We start from the raw sequence: 16,080 nt of genomic DNA, 5'->3' as shown, positions 1-16,080 counted from the left end.
CTTAAATCTTAAGCGCGATGTCGTTTATCTGTACATTGTAAACCGCATTTTGGTCAACGAGTACGGCTGTTGCACTTTCTTCACTGACTTGTTCAATTTGTACTGTTGCTCGGCTTTTGGTAGCAATGGCACGCATTTCATTGAGTCTATCTGGTAAATTGCGTTGTAACACCACTTGGAACTTATCGCCAACTCTAATGCCATGTTTTCGGCCTAGGTTGAGGATAATCCTGTCTCCTTGACGACTGACAACCTGCCCAAGTAGTGGTCTACAGTTGAGCGTGTTATCAATATCGCGAGTCGCTTCTTGCAGCAGTTGGCTGATATTTTTGCCGTAGGATGAACGCCAAAATCTATCACTATTGGGGGCAACAATGGCTTGTTCCTCAAATTCCCACCGAGCCGATGTGCTGTAGGTTTTGTTCCATACTTCTTCACCGCTAATGCCGTGATAAAGGCTAAGCTTTAATTGGAACTGCCTTTGTGGCGCTTCATCCCACCATCCCATAAAGGTGGCTTGTACTGGCTCAGTTGAAATATCAATAATTTGCGGTAATAAAATGTATTGGCTATCGGTAATTTCACTCAGCCAACTCGGAAGTCTATAGCCGCGGATATCGACCAGTTCTTGTGCGATATCGAGCCTTTCTTTGGCATGGATATGGCTGTATCCAGTTGATGAGTAGCCATCAATACTATTACCCAGTTTCTCGGAGATGACTTCTTCAAATCCCGATAATTGTCCGTAGCGTAACTGTGCTCGATCTTTTATTTGGGCTTGGGGAATAAGGATCGCGGCTTTTAATTGGCCCGTTGGGCATTGTTGTGTTGGGTCATCATTCAGATCGAGCCTGAGCGACACATAAATTTTATTCCCTTGAATGCGTTCACTCACTAACTGAATACTAATCGCATGAGCGTTACGATTAATGGCGAAGCTGTCTTGCGTGAGATTGCCGTTGGTGGTTTGTTGTTCACTGGATATTTGGATCCCGGTGCTGAGGGTGGCATAGCTAACCGCTTGATTGATGGCTTCTTCCCGCGCTTGGGCGATGTTGCCATTAGTGATGATTGCTTCACCACTGGCCTCGACCCATTCGGCGTTTGTCTGTGCAGCAAATAGCAGTAGGCTGCTGATTATGAGCAAGTTCTTTCTTAGTATGTTCATCAATAAGCCCTTAACTAAAATTGCTGGGATGAGTCAGTTTACTGGCAGTACTTTATTGCTCTAAGCAAATTGTATGCCTGATTTATCGTGGTCTAGGGATAAAGTTATCAATGGATTTGTCGATAATCTGAAGAGTTCATTAAGCGCAATATTTTGACTTGGTCTAATATTTGCTTGATTTACGCCAAAGGCCGCGACTTCATGTGAGTCGCATTGATTTAGACGATGAGGTTATTCCAATGCTGAAGCGTGCATTTATTCCTCTGGCACTTGTGGTGCTGGTAGGTTGTACGACGAAACCCGTTGTACCGCCCAAACCTAGCCTAGTTGATGGCAATGGTTTGCCGCCGACAGCGGTGATTAATCATTTAGCGCAGCGTATTGTGACTGAGCTAGTCAAGCAAAATGATGCATTGCGTCCTGATCAACCTATCGTTGTAACTACACCAGTATTAGTGGGCGACATGACGAGTACGAATGCGGTTGCGCTGCAATTGCAGCAGGGACTCATGGCATCGTTGCACAGTTTTCAATTTAATGTGGTGGAGTTAAATCTCGCTGATGGACTGCATGTTACTGGTGAGGGCGATTTTATTTTGACGCGCGATTGGCAAAAGCTTTCGACCAACTTACCTGTTGACCATATTGTGGTATCCACGATGAGCCCGACGACCAATGGCTTAGCCATTAATACTCGAATCGTTACCTTAAGTAACAACCGAGTGGTGTCAGCTTCACAGACCTTTGTGACACAAAAAGAATTAAGCAATTATATGCAGCCCTCTGAGCAAGTGATCTCCCACGATGGGATTTTATATCGTCAGTCGGCTCCCGGTATGAATGAAGTGCGTGTATTAGGAGATGGAAAATGAAACGCTACCTGTTAGTGATTGCGGCGCTTCTACTGACAAGTTGTGCCTCTAGAGACAAGTATGTGCAGTGGGAAGATGTTCCTCCATCTAGCTTCCCTAAGCTAACGGCCATTGGTTATGCCCCGTTAGCGACTCAACCAGCGAAAGAGCAATCTCAAAGAATGTTGATGGCGATGCAAGCATCTAAAATTGTGGCTTACCGTGAGCTAGCTGAACAAGTATACGGCCAAAAGATCACCGCTAACAGCAGTGTCAGTGATTGGATGCTAACCGATGATAATGTTAAAGCTTCAGTCACTGGGTTGATCCGCGGCGCAAGAGTAGTTAAAAGTTATCCCGCAGGTGAGCATTACGTTACTGAGTTAGAACTTGATTTTTCTAAGGTATGGCAAATCTATCAGCAGCAGAGTCGGCCACAGAGAATTAAAGAAGTCACTTACTTTTAAGGTGTTATCTCCTATCCGCCAGAAGACAAGCATGAGATGGTTTGGGTACGGATAATCGATAAACAAAAACCGCGCTTACTAAGCGCGGTTTTTGTTTGAAATCCGTTTGTACTTATAACACCTTACGCTTTTAGATCATTGCCTAAGCTTGAGATTGTTGATGTTTTACCTTTATCGTTATACGTCAGCGTGGTGGCATTTCGGCTCGCCTGCAAGGCTTGAGCAAAGCGGTTTAGGCTTGCAAGATTCATCTCGATCAAACTAGCATTTTGTGCGTTGAGATCTTTGCATTCTGCTAGAGCCTCTTTAACCACTGCCATTTTATCGGATAGCTCAACTTGCTCTGTGAGTAAGGCTTTATCGCTGTGACTAGCCAGCAAGTCATCATTTGCTTTAAGGTCTTGTAGACATGTTGATTTTTGCTCAGCAAGCGACAAAAGCAAATCGGCGTTTTGGTCAACCAAAGCGCCTTTTTCCTTAAGAATAATTTGTTTAAGAACAGCCAAATGGGCGTGTTGTTGATCTACCAGTTTAGCTATTTCTGTCATAGTTACTCTTTATTAAGCTCATTTAATTCTGCTTCGAAGCTGGCAATATTCGCAGCCAACTTTTCGGGATCAATTTTATAACGACCTTCGGCAATGGCTTGTTTTATTTCGGCCACCTTCTTTTGGTCGACTTCAGGTAGACTGGCCATTTTGGTTTGAGCTCCTTGTAACTGTTGAGCTTGAGCCGTAATGACAACAGAGTCACCTTTTAGTTGAGTTGATTTAGCTGCTACCTGAGAGGTTTTCTCGCTTTCGCTGCTTTGTTTAGTGCTGTTTGAACGGACTTGTGCGGCCGCTCCGGCGTTAAATTTGCTAATATCAATTGCCATTTTAGGCTCCAGCGTCATGTATACGGATTTCTTAACTGGGGTATCGGCAGCTTATCGAAAAGCTTTAGCTTATTTTACATTCTAACTTCTACTTCGCCAATCGCCGTAATTATGGCATCTAGCTCTTTGTTAGAACTGCTATTTTTGATTCGAATTTGGTCGCCAATATTACCATCTTGCAGCGCCTCTCCCACAGTTTTTAGTACGAAGTTATTTGAACGCACATAAATCGACACTGTGTCATTTTTACAGACAAAGCAAAGGTTGTTCGCAAAAATAGGATAATTTTTCGCGACTCGGCGTTTAACTCTCACGCCTGTTAGCTGATTAGTATCGCTAAATTGCATGCCACGCAAACTATTTTGGTCAACATAGCGGATCTCGACCTGTAAAGGACTGATTAATTCACCTGGCGCTAAGGTTTCGGTTGCGACCACAACAGGAAAAAGAATGTCTACTCGAACAGACATAAAAATCTGCCAAGGGTAGGCGAGATCGGGGGTATCACAACTGACTTTTATGGTGTTATTACGGCTAATTTCGCGTTCTGAAGCTAATTCGACCCTTATTGGTGATGTGCACTGTGCTGGCAGCATTCGGTTATCGACCGTTTGTGGATTAATGTCGACTTTCGCATTTGCAGGTACAGCAATCTTTTCATTAATAAGGGCTTTAGCTAATTCGGATATCGCCGATACGCTAGGTATCACGGGTTCAGCCTTAGCTGCCGTGGATAGAAAAAGTGCGAAAATACTCAAAAAATAGACTAAATTTACTTTCATAATGAAGAGACTAGCTTGTAACGCCAGAATACACCTATACTTTTATCAAGCGTGAAACTGTTCAATGCTTCTTTCTTAGATTTTTGGTGTCAGAAGTTTGACTTAGTTTCAACTATGTTTATCGATAACAAGACGTAAGCAATTAATATGCCTATACTCAAACGAGTTTTAGGGCCGTACATAAACAGAACAACAAGGCAGAGTTATGTCGAGTATTCTTGATTCAGTCAACAAACGAACCCAACTCGTAGGTCAAAACCGGCTAGAACTATTGCTATTTAAGTTAAATGGTCGTCAACGGTTTGGGATAAACGTATTTAAAGTGAAAGAGGTTTTGCAATGCCCGCCATTAACGACATTGCCTAAACTCAATCCTTACGTCAAAGGAGTTGCCCATATTCGTGGCACAACTATTTCTGTTATCGATCTGAGTGCGGCAACGGGAGGGCGTCCGTTAGCGAGCACTGAAAATTGCTTTATCATCATTTCGGAATATAACCGTAGTGTGCAGGGGTTCTTGGTTAGTTCTGTTGAACGTATTATCAACATGAACTGGGAAGCTATTATGCCGCCACCGCAAGGTGCTGGGCGTTATTCCTATTTAACCGCGGTTACCGAGATTGAAGGTGAATTGGTTGAAATCTTGGATGTTGAAAAGATTTTAGATGAAATCTCACCTGTCAAAACGGCCATTAGTGAAGAGGTTAATGAGCAACTTACTCTCGATAGAAGTCAGCATTACCATATTATGGTGATTGATGATTCGGCGGTGGCACGCAAGCAAATTATTCGGTCGTTAGAGTCGTTAAATTTACAAATTGACACGGCAAAGGATGGTCGTGAGGCACTTGATAAGCTCAAGGCCATTGCAAGTGAAATGAATAACGTTGCCGATGAAATTCCACTCATTATCTCCGATATTGAGATGCCCGAAATGGATGGTTATACCTTAACGGCTGAGATCCGTGATGATCCTAAGCTTAAAAATATCAAGGTGGTACTGCACACCTCATTAAGCGGTGTCTTTAACCAAGCCATGGTACAAAAGGTTGGTGCCAATGACTTTATCGCAAAATTTAACCCTGACGAATTAGCTGCGGCAGTGAACAAGCATTTAAGTTTGTAGTGAGAGTGTGGGTTAGTGCCTAGTTGAGCTTTACGCTATAATCTAGCCCTTATTACATGATTGTTGTGCACTTATTTTGGTGCTTGCTATAGGATCTAGGACGTGAATGTGCCTGATAAATCACTCGCTGAAGCAGAATATAATCAATTTAGGTTGTTCTTAGAACAACATAGCGGCATCGTGCTAGGTGAAAATAAACAATACCTCGTACGTAGTCGTCTCGCGCCATTGATGGGCAAATATAACCTTCCTTCGTTATCCGATGTGGTAAAGCATTCGATGAAACCCACGGAACGAGCTTTACGAGCTGAAGTTATTGATGCCATGACCACTAATGAAACCTTATGGTTTCGTGATCGTTATCCATTTGAATTGCTTAATAATGTGCTATTACCAGAATACAGTAAGTTAGGTAGACCTTTAAAGATATGGTCTGCAGCTTGCTCGTCGGGTCAAGAGCCATATTCTTTAGCAATGACCATATTAGAGTACCAGCAAAAAAAACCAGGGGCGCTGCCTGGTGGTGCCTCGATTCAAGCAACGGATCTTTCTCCTTCTATGTTGGAGCGATGTAAAAATGCTGAGTATGATAGTTTAGCGTTAGCACGTGGATTGTCTGAAGAACGTAAGCGGCAGTTTTTTGATGCTTTGCCTTCTGGCAACATGCGCATAAAGGATAACGTTAAACGTCTCGTCAATTTCCGAGCTCATAACTTGCTCGAGAGTTACACTTTGTTGGGTAAGTTTGACATTATTTTTTTCCGAAATGTGTTGATCTATTTTGCCCCTGAGGCAAAAGCAAAAATTTTGCGGCAATTTGCTGCCGCGTTAAATCCCAAAGGTATCCTCTTTTTAGGCGCATCCGAATCCATTGCTGGCCTTACTGATGAATTTGATATGGTTCGTTGTAACCCTGGCATTTATTACCAAAAGAAAGCTTAAGGGTTTGATTTTAATTGATAATTACCGGCATAGTTCGGTAATTTTTTTATCTGCTATATCCCTCACAAACTTTATTACCTCCCATAAAAGTATTGGCACATGAATTGCTTTGTTCCCGTGAGTGACACGATGGAGGCAATTTTATGGCGATTAATTTTGATAAGGCACTGGGTGTTCACCAATTCACGTTGGGGATCCGTGCTGAGCGGGCTGAAGTGATTTCAAGCAATATCGCAAATGCTGATACGCCACATTATAAAGCCCGTGACGTCGATTTTTCTGCCGCCTTAAATGTTGCTAAAACCCAGCAACAACAGCGTAATAGCTTAGAGATGACCGCTGATGAGCAGCATTTTGGGCTAGCGCAGCTAACCGGGCAGTACGTTAAATTTCGAGTGCCGAATCAACCCGATACTGGGGATGGCAATACTGTCGACGTTCAACAAGAGCAATCAGCATTTATGCAAAATGCTCTCGAATATCAAATGTCTCTGGGGTTTTTAGACAGTAAATTTAGCGGTATGAAAAAAGCGCTGAGAGGGGATTAATCATGAGTTTATTTAATATCTTCGATGTTGCGGGGTCTGGCATGTCAGCCCAGTCTCTGCGGCTAAATACTACCGCGAGTAACATTGCTAACGCAGATTCAGTCTCCAGCAGTGTAGATAAAACTTACCGTTCTCGTCATCCTATTTTCGAAGCAGAAATGGCCAAGGCGCAAAGTCAGCAACAAGCTTCCCAAGGTGTCACGGTGAAAGGCATAGTCGAGAGTGATAAGCCCCTATTAAAAGAGTATTCGCCGGATCATCCGATGGCGGATGCTGATGGCTTTATTTACAAACCAAATGTCAATGTCATGGAAGAAATGGCTGACATGATTTCAGCTTCTCGCTCATATCAGATGAATGTTCAAGTGGCTGAGGCGGCAAAATCTATGCTGCAACAAACACTTGGGATGGGTAAATAATATGCGTTATTTAGGAGGTACGTTGTGAGCCTCATTAACCAACTGAGTCAAACCTCATCGCAGCTGACTCAAACAAACACTCAATCGAATACGGTATCAACCAATACCACGAAAACCTCGACTAGCTCGACAGGTAACCCATTTTTGGATGGATTACGTTTGCCGAATAGTTCTGCTGTTCCAGAGGCTAAGAGTCAGCAGCTCACTCAAGAGGATTTTTTCTCATTACTCAGCCAGCAGTTATCGATGCAGGATCCCTTCAAGCCCGTTGATAACGACCAGATGATTGCACAAATGGCATCTTTTTCTACAGTCGATGGCATTTCTAAGTTAAATGATCAAATCGTTAATTTAAACAGTGTGATGACATCAAGCCAAGCTTTGCAAGCATCGGGATTAGTTGGGCGAAAAGTGCTGTTACCGACAGATACGGGTTATATCTCTGCAGAAAGCCCAGGCTTAAATGGTGTGATCAGTACTTCAGAGAAAATTCCCGTCATTAATGTTCGAATCGAAGATGATAAAGGGCAAGTCGTTAGAACATTTACTGTTGATGGTAGTAAGGGTGGTAACACTGATGTCAAGTGGGATGGTTTGAATGATAAAGGAGAACCCGTTGCTGCAGGTAATTACTCGATTAAAGCATCGGGTTTGGTGAATGATAAATCACAAGCGTTAGCTGTATCGACCTATGCGCATGTGACCAGTGTTTCTTTAGGTACTGCAGCGACTGGCGCCATTTTAAATCTCAAGGGTGGAATGGCCTTTAAACTGTCGGATGTACTTGCGATTAGTGAAGTTTAATCGTTATCAAGATTGTAAATGGACATCACACTTGTCCATCATTGAATTGAGCAAATGTAGAGGTGAATTATGTCGTTTAACATTGCATTGAGTGGCATTTCTGCTGCGCAGAAAGATTTGAATACTACTGCGAACAATATCGCGAATGCTAACACCATTGGCTTTAAAGAGTCGCGTGCTGAATTTGCGGATGTTTACGCTAATTCAATTTTCTCAAACTCAAAAACCGCTGTGGGTGGCGGTGTGGCTACGAGCCAAGTGGCGCAGCAATTCCACCAAGGTAGTTTGCAACTGACGAATAACTCGTTAGATTTAGCGATTAAAGGCGGTTGGCTTTTTTGTAACTGCGTCCGAGATAGGTACCTTGGATCATCAGTTTACTCGGGCAGGTGCTTTCAAAGTCGACAAAAATAATTATATGGTTGACTCAGCAGGGAATTTTTTGCAGACCTTTCCAGTAGATAAAGATGGTAACTCTACCTCTGTCAGTTTAACGACAGCTAAGCCAGTACAAATTCCTGATACTGCAGGTAGCCCTGTTCAAACTGAAAACGTGACTTTGCAGATGAATTTAAATGCAAAAGAAGGTTCACTCGATCCTGCTGCTTTTGATCCCTTAGACTCCAAAACCTATAACAGTGTGACATCCATGACGATTTATGACTCTCTGGGTGAGCCACATATCATGACGACCTATTTCGTCAAGCCAAATAATGGCTCATATAATGGTGAAAACAACTGGGTTGCATACTATGCCATTGATGGTAAACAAGTTGATATTTCTGGCCCTGCTGGTACATATCAGACTGACACCAATGGTGATGGCACTCCCGATGCCTCTGGCACAGCTCAAACGGCTGGCGGCTGGAAGGGATCGGTTCTGAAGTTTAATTCTGTCGGTGTGTATACTGGGAGTGATCCGGCAGTCGTTGCCACCGAAGCGCTAGGGGTTGGCGGCGCTGGTGTGTTAGGCCCTGGTGCTGATGGCACTCAAGCCGTGACTATTAAATTTAATGCACCAACCCAATATTCAGCTCCTTTTGCCGCCACTGAATTGTCACAGGACGGTACCACAGTAGGGCGTTTAACCAATGTCGAAATTGGTGAAGATGGTTTGATCACTGCCAGTTATTCCAATGGTTCAACAGTGCCATTAGCCCGCGTTGCTTTAGTTCGCTTTGCAAACGAGCAAGGTTTGACACAAGTGGGTAATACCTCGTGGAAAGCCAGTTTATCGTCAGGTCCTGCGCTGGCTGGTGAGCCTAACAGTGGTACGTTTGGTAGTCTCAGTTCTTCAGCGTTAGAGCAATCTAACATTGACTTGACGACTGAGCTGGTGGATTTGATTTCGGCACAACGTAACTTCCAAGCCAACTCACGTACGCTGGAAGTGAATAACACTCTGCAACAAACTGTTCTGCAAATTCGTTAAGTTAATCTTGCCTCTGCTAAGTGTTGCCGCAAGCGGCAACACTTAGCCTCTTTCTGTTGTGCATTCATTCGTTTATTAAAATCTCCTAATTTATCAGTTAACTAGCTGCTTATTTTATTGGCATGATGCTTGCTTTGCTATTGTCAGGTTGAAACTTTGACGGAGCAGTCTGTGGACAAATTCCTTTATATCTCCATGAGCGGCGCTAAGCAAAATATGAATGAGTTGGCGTTGCGTGCCAACAACTTAGCCAACGCAAATACCGATGGATTTAAGTCGGATATGGCGCAAGCCAGATCGATGCAAGCCTTTGGTGAAGGATTGCCGACAAGGGTCTTTGCCATGGTTGAAACCCCCTCCGCCAATTTTCGTTCGGGCCCGATTAAATCTACTGGACGCGATCTTGACGTTGCCATTAAAGGTGACGGTTGGTTTGCCGTGCAAGCACAGGATGGTAGTGAAGCTTATACCCGTTCTGGCAGTCTCAGTTTTGACTCAACAGGTTTATTGCATAACGACCGTGGTAATCCCGTGATGGGTGATGCCGGACCGATTGTGTTACCGCTGCCAATTGAAAAGGTCACTATTTCACAGGATGGGATTATCTCTGTTCGTCCTCAAGGTGCGACGACAGAAGTCGTCGAAGAGGTAGGAAGATTAAAGTTAGTAAACCCTGGCAATGCACAAATGATGCGCGGCGAGGATGGGTTGTTCCGTTTGGTATCCGGTGATCCGGCGCCTGCCGATCCTAGTGTATTTGTTGAAAGTGGTGCTGTAGAGGGCAGTAACGTCAACCCCGTGGATGAGATGGTGTCCTTAATCGACCTACAGCGACAATTTGAATTGCAAGTGAAGATGATGAAAACCGCGGAAGAAAATGACCGCGCTTCATCCTCATTAATGCGGATTAGTTAGGAGATAAATTATGCATCCAGCGTTATGGATTAGTAAAACTGGCTTAGACGCACAGCAAACCGATATTGCGGTGATTTCAAACAACGTCGCTAACGCCAGCACTGTGGGCTATAAAAAAAGCCGCGCGGTATTTGAGGACTTACTTTATCAAACTGTTAACCAAGCGGGTGGGATCAGCGCCTCTAACACTAAGTTGCCAAACGGTTTGAACATTGGTGCGGGTACCAAGGTGGTAGCCACCCAAAAAATGTTTACCCAAGGCAATATGCTGACCACGGATAACTCGCTCGATTTGATGATTGAAGGCCCAGGATTTTTCGAAGTGCAGCTCCCCGATGGGACTACGGCTTATACCCGTAATGGTCAATTTACCTTAGATGATACAGGGCAAATTGTCACGCCGGGTTCGGGTTATGTGTTGCAACCTGCGATCACTATTCCTGAGGATGCAACCAGTATTACGGTCTCTGCTGAAGGGGAAGTTTCGGTAAAACACCAGGTGCGGCGGAAAACCAGGTCGTTGGGCAGCTCAGTATGACCGACTTTATTAACCCGTCGGGTTTAGATCCTATGGGACAAAACCTATACACCGAAACTGGTGCGAGTGGTACGCCTATTCAAGGCACTGCATCACTTGATGGTATGGGAGCGATTCGTCAAGGTGCGTTAGAAACCTCTAACGTGAACGTGACCGAAGAGCTAGTTAACCTCATTGAAAGTCAGCGGATCTACGAGATGAACTCCAAAGTGATTTCGGCGGTCGATCAGATGCTGGCTTATGTGAATCAGAATCTATAGAGGCACATGATCATGGCTAGATATCTACTATTGGCTAGTACGCTCTTGCTGGCGGCATGTAGTTCAACTCCAAAGAAGCCGATTGCGGATGATCCCTTCTATGCCCCAGTTTATCCCGAAGCACCACCGACTAAAATTGCTGCAACGGGGTCGATTTACCAAGATAGCCAAGCGGCGAGTCTTTACTCGGATATTCGTGCCCATAAAGTCGGTGACATTATCACTATCGTGTTGAAAGAAGCGACTCAGGCGAAAAAGAGTGCCGGTAATCAGATCAAAAAAGGTTCTGATATGACACTCGATCCCATTTATGCCGGCGGGAGCAATGTGTCTTTAGGCGGTATTCCCCTCGATTTACGCTACAAAGACAGCATGAATACTAAGCGTGAATCCGATGCAGATCAAAGCAATAGCTTAGATGGCAGTATCTCCGCCAATATTATGCAAGTGCTCAATAACGGTAACTTAGTTGTGCGCGGTGAAAAGTGGATTTCAATCAACAATGGTGATGAGTTTATCCGCGTGACCGGTATTGTGCGCTCGCAGGATATCAAGCCAGATAACACCATTGATTCAACCCGTATGGCCAATGCGCGTATTCAATATAGCGGTACTGGTACTTTCGCCGAAGCGCAAAAAGTGGGCTGGTTAAGCCAGTTCTTTATGAGCGATTGGTGGCCCTTCTAAGGAGTCATATCATGAAATATAAACTCATTTTGGCCGTTGTTATGTTGGCGTTTTCGATGCCAAGCCAGGCAGAACGCATTAAAGATATTGCTAATGTGCAAGGGGTACGAAATAACCAGTTAATTGGTTATGGCTTAGTCGTGGGGTTGCCTGGTACGGGTGAGAAAACCAATTACACAGAGCAAACATTCACCACCATGCTTAAAAATTTCGGCATCAATTTGCCTGAAAATTTTAGACCCAAAATCAAAAACGTGGCCGTGGTTGCTGTGCATGCCGATATGCCAGCGTTTATTAAACCAGGCCAAGAATTGGATGTGACCGTTTCAAGCCTAGGTGAAGCAAAAAGCTTACGTGGTGGGACGTTACTGCAAACCTTCCTCAAAGGGGTTGATGGCAATGTATATGCGATTGCCCAAGGCAGCTTAGTGGTAAGTGGTTTTAGTGCCGATGGTTTGGATGGTTCGAAAGTGATTCAAAACACGCCAACGGTTGGCCGTATTCCTAACGGCGCAATTGTTGAACGCAGTGTGGCTACGCCGTTTTCTACTGGCGATTATTTGACGTTTAACTTACGTCGCTCGGATTTTTCGACCGCGCAGCGTATGGCCGATGCGATTAATGATCTGCTCGGCCCTGATATGGCACGCCCATTGGATGCAACATCAGTTCAAGTGAGTGCTCCACGAGATGTCTCACAACGCGTATCCTTCCTTGCAACCCTAGAAAATCTGGATGTTATTCCTGCAGAAGAGTCGGCCAAGGTGATTGTTAATTCTCGAACTGGAACCATAGTAGTGGGTCAACACGTTAAATTATTGCCTGCTGCAGTAACCCATGGTGGTTTAACCGTGACAATTGCTGAAGCGACACAAGTCTCTCAACCTAATGCATTGGCTAATGGTGAAACCGTAGTGACTGCCAACACCACTATAGGTGTCAATGAAAGTGATCGCCGCATGTTTATGTTTAGCCCGGGAACCACTCTGGATGAGTTGGTCAGAGCCGTCAACTTAGTGGGTGCAGCACCTTCAGATGTACTTGCTATCCTAGAAGCATTAAAAGTGGCAGGTGCTTTGCATGGTGAGCTTATCATCATCTAATTTCTGTCGGGAAAATTATGGAAAAGCTTTCAAGTTCATCACATTTTCTTGACCTGGGCGGGCTAGATTCACTTCGCGCCCAGGCACAGAAGGATGAGAAGGGCACTTTAAAACAAGTTGCCCAACAATTTGAAGGCATTTTCGTGCAAATGTTGATGAAAAGCATGCGCGATGCTAATGCGGTATTTGAATCGGATAGTCCCCTCAATAGCCAATACACTAAGTTTTATGAGCAAATGCGTGATCAGCAATTGTCGGTCGATTTGTCGGATAAAGGTGTGTTAGGTCTTGCCGACATGATGGTGCAACAGTTATCACCTGAGTCTAGCCAGCATATTCCTGCCTCTGTATTACGTAGTGATGGCGGCGAAAAATTGCTGCAAGGCGATAAAGCATTGAGTGTTCCAGCGCAAAATACGGCAACCCAAGATGTGCTTAATGCTTCAGCAACGACTGCAAGCACTTCTGCAAGCACTTCTGCAGGCATCCCAGCCTATATTGTTCGTCCAACCTTTGAGTCAGATAGGCCAGATGATGTGGCCTCGTCATTGGATATCGACACGCCAGCACCTTCATTAGCGGTTAGTACACCCAAACCAACCTGGTCAGAGCAACCACTATCGCCCATTGAGCCTGTAATTAGCGGCCAGATTTTGCCGACAGTGGCATTTAGAGAAACCCAAAAGACACTCAAATTTGGTAGTCGGGAAGAGTTTTTGGCGACCTTGTATCCCCATGCAGAAAAAGCGGCTAAGGCTTTGGGTACCCAACCTGAAGTGCTACTGGCGCAGTCGGCGCTCGAAACCGGTTGGGGACAGAAAATTGTACGAGGTAGCAATGGCGCGCCTAGCCATAACCTATTCAACATTAAAGCAGACCGTCGTTGGCAAGGTGATAAGGCTAACGTGAGTACCTTGGAATTTGAGCAGGGTATTGCCGTTAGACAAAAAGCCGATTTTCGCGTTTACACTGATTTTGAACATAGTTTTAACGATTTTGTCACCTTTATTGCTGAGGGTGAGCGTTATCAAGATGCTAAAAAAGTCGCCGCTTCACCAACCCAATTTATTCGTGCATTGCAGGATGCGGGCTATGCCACCGATCCAAAATATGCTGAGAAAGTCATTAAAGTGATGCAGACAATAAGCCAAGAGCTTAAGTCGATACTGCAAGGAGAAGACAAATGATAAATCTTCATAGGTTATTAGTTCTGAGGAGTGTCGGCTAATGGCGATTGACCTATTAAATATTGCTCGTACTGGGGTGCTAGCCTCGCAGTCGCAACTTGGGGTTACCAGTAATAACATTGCCAACGCGAATACCGCAGGTTATCACAGGCAGGTGGCAACCCAGTCGACGCTAGAGTCACAACGGCTTGGTAATAGTTTTTATGGCACGGGGACTTACGTTGATGATGTAAAACGTATTTACAACGACTATGCGGCAAGAGAATTACGTATTGGACAAACAACCCTAAGTGGTGCTGAAGCGAGTTATGGCAAACTCAGTGAGCTCGACCAACTGTTTTCTCAAACCGGTAAAATGGTGCCGCAGAGCTTAAATTCTCTCTTTGCTGGAGTAAACAGTTTAGCGGATTTACCTGCTGATTTAGGTCTTCGCAGCTCAACCCTGACTGATGCTAAACAAGTGGCAAGTAGCTTGAATCAGATGCAATCGAGTCTAAATGGCCAGCTTACGCAAACCAATGACCAGATCACGGGGATGACTAAGCGCATCAACGAGATTAGTAAGGAGCTGGCTAATTTAAATCTCGAGCTGATGAAATCGCCAAATCAAGATGCCATGTTACTCGATAAGCAAGATGCACTCATTCAAGAGCTAAGCCAATATGCTCAGGTGAATGTAATTCCTCAAGAGAATGGTGCAAAAAGTATTATGTTAGGTGGTTCGGTGATGTTGGTTTCCGGTGAAATCGCCATGACGATGGATACTAAAACTGGAGATCCATTTCCCAATGAATTGCAATTGACGTCAAGTATTGGCTCACAAAGTGTTGCTGCCGATCCGAGCAAGTTAGGTGGGCAATTAGGGGCGTTGTTTGAGTACCGTGATCAAACGTTAATTCCTGCAAGCCATGAGCTTGATCAGTTGGCCCTGGGGATTGCTGATAACTTCAACAAAATGCAGCAACAAGGATTAGATCTAAATGGCCAAGTGGGAGCGAATATCTTTAGGGATATTAATGATCCTTTGATGTCATTGGGTCGTGTTGGTGGCTATTCAAACAATACTGGTAACGCAACCTTAGGCGTGAATATTGATGACACAAGCTTATTAACGGGTGGCTCATATGAGTTATCTTTTACTGCGCCGGCCTCCTATGAACTAAGGGATACAGAAACAGGGGTAATTACACCACTGACGTTAAATGGCTCGACCTTAGAAGGTGGTGCTGGATTTTCAATCGATATTAAAGCAGGGGCGATGGCTTCAGGTGATCGCTTTGTTATTCGCCCTACTGCGGGCGCCGCTAACGGCATTACCGTTGAAATGACGGATCCAAAAGGCATTGCCGCCGCTTCGCCTAAAATAACCGCTGATGCAGCGAACTCAGGTAATACCCAAGTTAAGTTGACGCAAATTACGAATCGCAGTGCAGCCAATTTTCCTATTACTGGCAGTGAATTGACGATCCAGCTCGATACCACCGCGATACCTCCAACCTATGAAGCATTTGATGCCTCCGGAACCTCCCTTGGCGCTGCCGCTCCTTATACTCCCCCAAGTATAAGTGCCTTTGGTTTTACCTTTGAAGTTGATAGTACCGCAGCCGCCAGTAATGACAGATTTACCTTTAACCTAGCCTTTGCTGAAGGCGACAACTCTAACGCCGTTGCTATGGCCAAATTGAGTGAAAGTAAAGTGATGAATGGGGGGAAGTCAACCTTAGCGGATGTATTTGAAAATACAAAAATTGACATAGGCAGTAAGACAAAAGCGGCCGAAGTGCGTGTAGGGTCTGCAGAGGCTATTTACCAACAAGCCTATGCCAGAGTAGAAAGCGAATCGGGCGTCAACTTAGATGAAGAAGCCGCCAATTTAATGCGTTTTCAACAAGCTTATCAAGCCTCAGCCCGTATCATGACTACGGCACAACAAATTTTTGACACCCTATTAACTTCAGTGCGTTAGGAGATTTA

At 44.6% G+C, this 16,080-nt stretch carries 16 protein-coding genes and 2 pseudogenes; 14 read left to right on the top strand and 4 right to left on the bottom strand.

The features are described from left to right. Position 1 precedes the first annotated feature (1 nt). Positions 2–1,168, bottom strand: a complete 1,167-nt coding sequence (locus SHEWPOL2_RS00375; RefSeq protein ID WP_037424834.1) for a flagellar assembly protein FlgT — start codon at positions 1,166–1,168, stop codon at positions 2–4. A 239-nt stretch (positions 1,169–1,407) separates the two neighbouring features. On the opposite strand from SHEWPOL2_RS00375, the gene SHEWPOL2_RS00370 reads away from it, so the two are divergent. Together SHEWPOL2_RS00370 and SHEWPOL2_RS00365 are read left to right on the top strand one after the other, a co-directional pair. Beyond that, on the top strand, positions 1,408–2,040 hold the full coding sequence (locus SHEWPOL2_RS00370; protein ID WP_037424938.1) for a FlgO family outer membrane protein: 633 nt from the start codon (positions 1,408–1,410) through the stop codon (positions 2,038–2,040). Beyond that, on the top strand, positions 2,037–2,486 hold the full coding sequence (locus SHEWPOL2_RS00365) for an LPP20 family lipoprotein (RefSeq protein ID WP_037424831.1): 450 nt from the start codon (positions 2,037–2,039) through the stop codon (positions 2,484–2,486). Before SHEWPOL2_RS00370 ends, SHEWPOL2_RS00365 begins: the two co-directional genes overlap by 4 nt. 122 nt (positions 2,487–2,608) lie before the next feature. Here the strand turns inward: SHEWPOL2_RS00365 and SHEWPOL2_RS00360 are convergent, their stop codons facing one another. The 3 genes from SHEWPOL2_RS00360 to flgA form a co-directional block, all read right to left on the bottom strand. Continuing rightward, on the bottom strand, positions 2,609–3,034 hold the full coding sequence (locus SHEWPOL2_RS00360) for a flagellar protein FlgN (RefSeq protein WP_037424828.1): 426 nt from the start codon (positions 3,032–3,034) through the stop codon (positions 2,609–2,611). Between the two features lie 2 nt (positions 3,035–3,036). Continuing rightward, positions 3,037–3,363: a flagellar biosynthesis anti-sigma factor FlgM gene (gene flgM, locus SHEWPOL2_RS00355; protein ID WP_037420613.1), complete on the bottom strand. Its 327-nt coding sequence runs from the start codon at positions 3,361–3,363 to the stop codon at positions 3,037–3,039. A gap of 74 nt (positions 3,364–3,437) precedes the next feature. After that, on the bottom strand, positions 3,438–4,145 hold the full coding sequence (gene flgA / locus SHEWPOL2_RS00350) for a flagellar basal body P-ring formation chaperone FlgA (RefSeq protein ID WP_037424826.1): 708 nt from the start codon (positions 4,143–4,145) through the stop codon (positions 3,438–3,440). Positions 4,146–4,350: 205 nt separating this feature from the next. Here flgA and SHEWPOL2_RS00345 point away from each other — a divergent pair, with 205 nt between their 5' ends. The 12 genes and pseudogenes from SHEWPOL2_RS00345 (at position 4,351) to flgK (ending at position 16,072) form a co-directional block, all read left to right on the top strand. Further along, positions 4,351–5,271 (top strand): chemotaxis protein CheV, encoded by a 921-nt coding sequence (locus tag SHEWPOL2_RS00345; protein WP_037420608.1) that lies wholly within the window; start codon positions 4,351–4,353, stop codon positions 5,269–5,271. Positions 5,272–5,373: 102 nt separating this feature from the next. Beyond that, complete coding sequence (locus SHEWPOL2_RS00340; protein ID WP_037424824.1) at positions 5,374–6,213, top strand: protein-glutamate O-methyltransferase CheR; 840 nt, start codon at positions 5,374–5,376, stop codon at positions 6,211–6,213. A 143-nt stretch (positions 6,214–6,356) separates the two neighbouring features. Beyond that, entirely contained in the window at positions 6,357–6,761 is a 405-nt protein-coding gene (gene flgB / locus SHEWPOL2_RS00335) for a flagellar basal body rod protein FlgB (protein ID WP_037424822.1), read from the top strand. A gap of 2 nt (positions 6,762–6,763) precedes the next feature. Next, positions 6,764–7,180 (top strand): flagellar basal body rod protein FlgC, encoded by a 417-nt coding sequence (gene flgC / locus SHEWPOL2_RS00330; protein WP_011716396.1) that lies wholly within the window; start codon positions 6,764–6,766, stop codon positions 7,178–7,180. 24 nt (positions 7,181–7,204) lie between these two features. Continuing rightward, on the top strand, positions 7,205–7,984 hold the full coding sequence (gene flgD / locus SHEWPOL2_RS00325; RefSeq protein ID WP_037420602.1) for a flagellar hook assembly protein FlgD: 780 nt from the start codon (positions 7,205–7,207) through the stop codon (positions 7,982–7,984). Between the two features lie 69 nt (positions 7,985–8,053). Next, a pseudogene (flgE, locus tag SHEWPOL2_RS00320) lies at positions 8,054–9,416 on the top strand (flagellar hook protein FlgE). Positions 9,417–9,587: 171 nt separating this feature from the next. Further along, a complete protein-coding gene (gene flgF / locus SHEWPOL2_RS00315) occupies positions 9,588–10,331 on the top strand; it encodes a flagellar basal-body rod protein FlgF (protein WP_011716399.1) in 744 nt (247 codons plus the stop codon). 10 nt (positions 10,332–10,341) lie between these two features. Continuing rightward, a pseudogene (gene flgG / locus SHEWPOL2_RS00310) lies at positions 10,342–11,129 on the top strand (flagellar basal-body rod protein FlgG). 12 nt (positions 11,130–11,141) lie between these two features. Continuing rightward, positions 11,142–11,816 carry a flagellar basal body L-ring protein FlgH gene (gene flgH, locus SHEWPOL2_RS00305; RefSeq protein ID WP_011716401.1) on the top strand — a complete coding sequence of 225 codons (675 nt, stop codon included), beginning with the start codon at positions 11,142–11,144 and terminating at the stop codon, positions 11,814–11,816. An 11-nt stretch (positions 11,817–11,827) separates the two neighbouring features. Beyond that, entirely contained in the window at positions 11,828–12,919 is a 1,092-nt protein-coding gene (locus SHEWPOL2_RS00300; RefSeq protein WP_037424820.1) for a flagellar basal body P-ring protein FlgI, read from the top strand. A 17-nt stretch (positions 12,920–12,936) separates the two neighbouring features. Then, complete coding sequence (gene flgJ / locus SHEWPOL2_RS00295; RefSeq protein WP_037424815.1) at positions 12,937–14,106, top strand: flagellar assembly peptidoglycan hydrolase FlgJ; 1,170 nt, start codon at positions 12,937–12,939, stop codon at positions 14,104–14,106. A 40-nt stretch (positions 14,107–14,146) separates the two neighbouring features. After that, positions 14,147–16,072 (top strand): flagellar hook-associated protein FlgK, encoded by a 1,926-nt coding sequence (flgK, locus tag SHEWPOL2_RS00290; protein WP_037424813.1) that lies wholly within the window; start codon positions 14,147–14,149, stop codon positions 16,070–16,072. Positions 16,073–16,080 lie beyond the last annotated feature (8 nt).

The organism is Shewanella sp. POL2, assembly GCF_000282755.1.
GTDB lineage: Bacteria > Pseudomonadota > Gammaproteobacteria > Enterobacterales > Shewanellaceae > Shewanella > Shewanella xiamenensis.
The sequence above is the reverse complement of the archived record's forward strand: the minus strand, read 5'-3'. Positions and strand labels throughout refer to the sequence as shown.

Bases quoted from the DNA above. Each gene is read 5' to 3' on its own strand.
- SHEWPOL2_RS00375 (WP_037424834.1), bottom strand. From the start codon at position 1,168: ATGAACATACTAAGAAAGAACTTGCTCATAATCAGCAGCCTACTGCTA.
- SHEWPOL2_RS00370 (WP_037424938.1), top strand. From the start codon at position 1,408: ATGCTGAAGCGTGCATTTATTCCTCTGGCACTTGTGGTGCTGGTAGGT.
- SHEWPOL2_RS00365 (WP_037424831.1), top strand. From the start codon at position 2,037: ATGAAACGCTACCTGTTAGTGATTGCGGCGCTTCTACTGACAAGTTGT.
- SHEWPOL2_RS00360 (WP_037424828.1), bottom strand. From the start codon at position 3,034: ATGACAGAAATAGCTAAACTGGTAGATCAACAACACGCCCATTTGGCT.
- flgM (WP_037420613.1), bottom strand. From the start codon at position 3,363: ATGGCAATTGATATTAGCAAATTTAACGCCGGAGCGGCCGCACAAGTC.
- flgA (WP_037424826.1), bottom strand. From the start codon at position 4,145: ATGAAAGTAAATTTAGTCTATTTTTTGAGTATTTTCGCACTTTTTCTA.
- SHEWPOL2_RS00345 (WP_037420608.1), top strand. From the start codon at position 4,351: ATGTCGAGTATTCTTGATTCAGTCAACAAACGAACCCAACTCGTAGGT.
- flgB (WP_037424822.1), top strand. From the start codon at position 6,357: ATGGCGATTAATTTTGATAAGGCACTGGGTGTTCACCAATTCACGTTG.
- flgC (WP_011716396.1), top strand. From the start codon at position 6,764: ATGAGTTTATTTAATATCTTCGATGTTGCGGGGTCTGGCATGTCAGCC.
- flgH (WP_011716401.1), top strand. From the start codon at position 11,142: ATGGCTAGATATCTACTATTGGCTAGTACGCTCTTGCTGGCGGCATGT.
- SHEWPOL2_RS00300 (WP_037424820.1), top strand. From the start codon at position 11,828: ATGAAATATAAACTCATTTTGGCCGTTGTTATGTTGGCGTTTTCGATG.
- flgJ (WP_037424815.1), top strand. From the start codon at position 12,937: ATGGAAAAGCTTTCAAGTTCATCACATTTTCTTGACCTGGGCGGGCTA.
- flgK (WP_037424813.1), top strand. From the start codon at position 14,147: ATGGCGATTGACCTATTAAATATTGCTCGTACTGGGGTGCTAGCCTCG.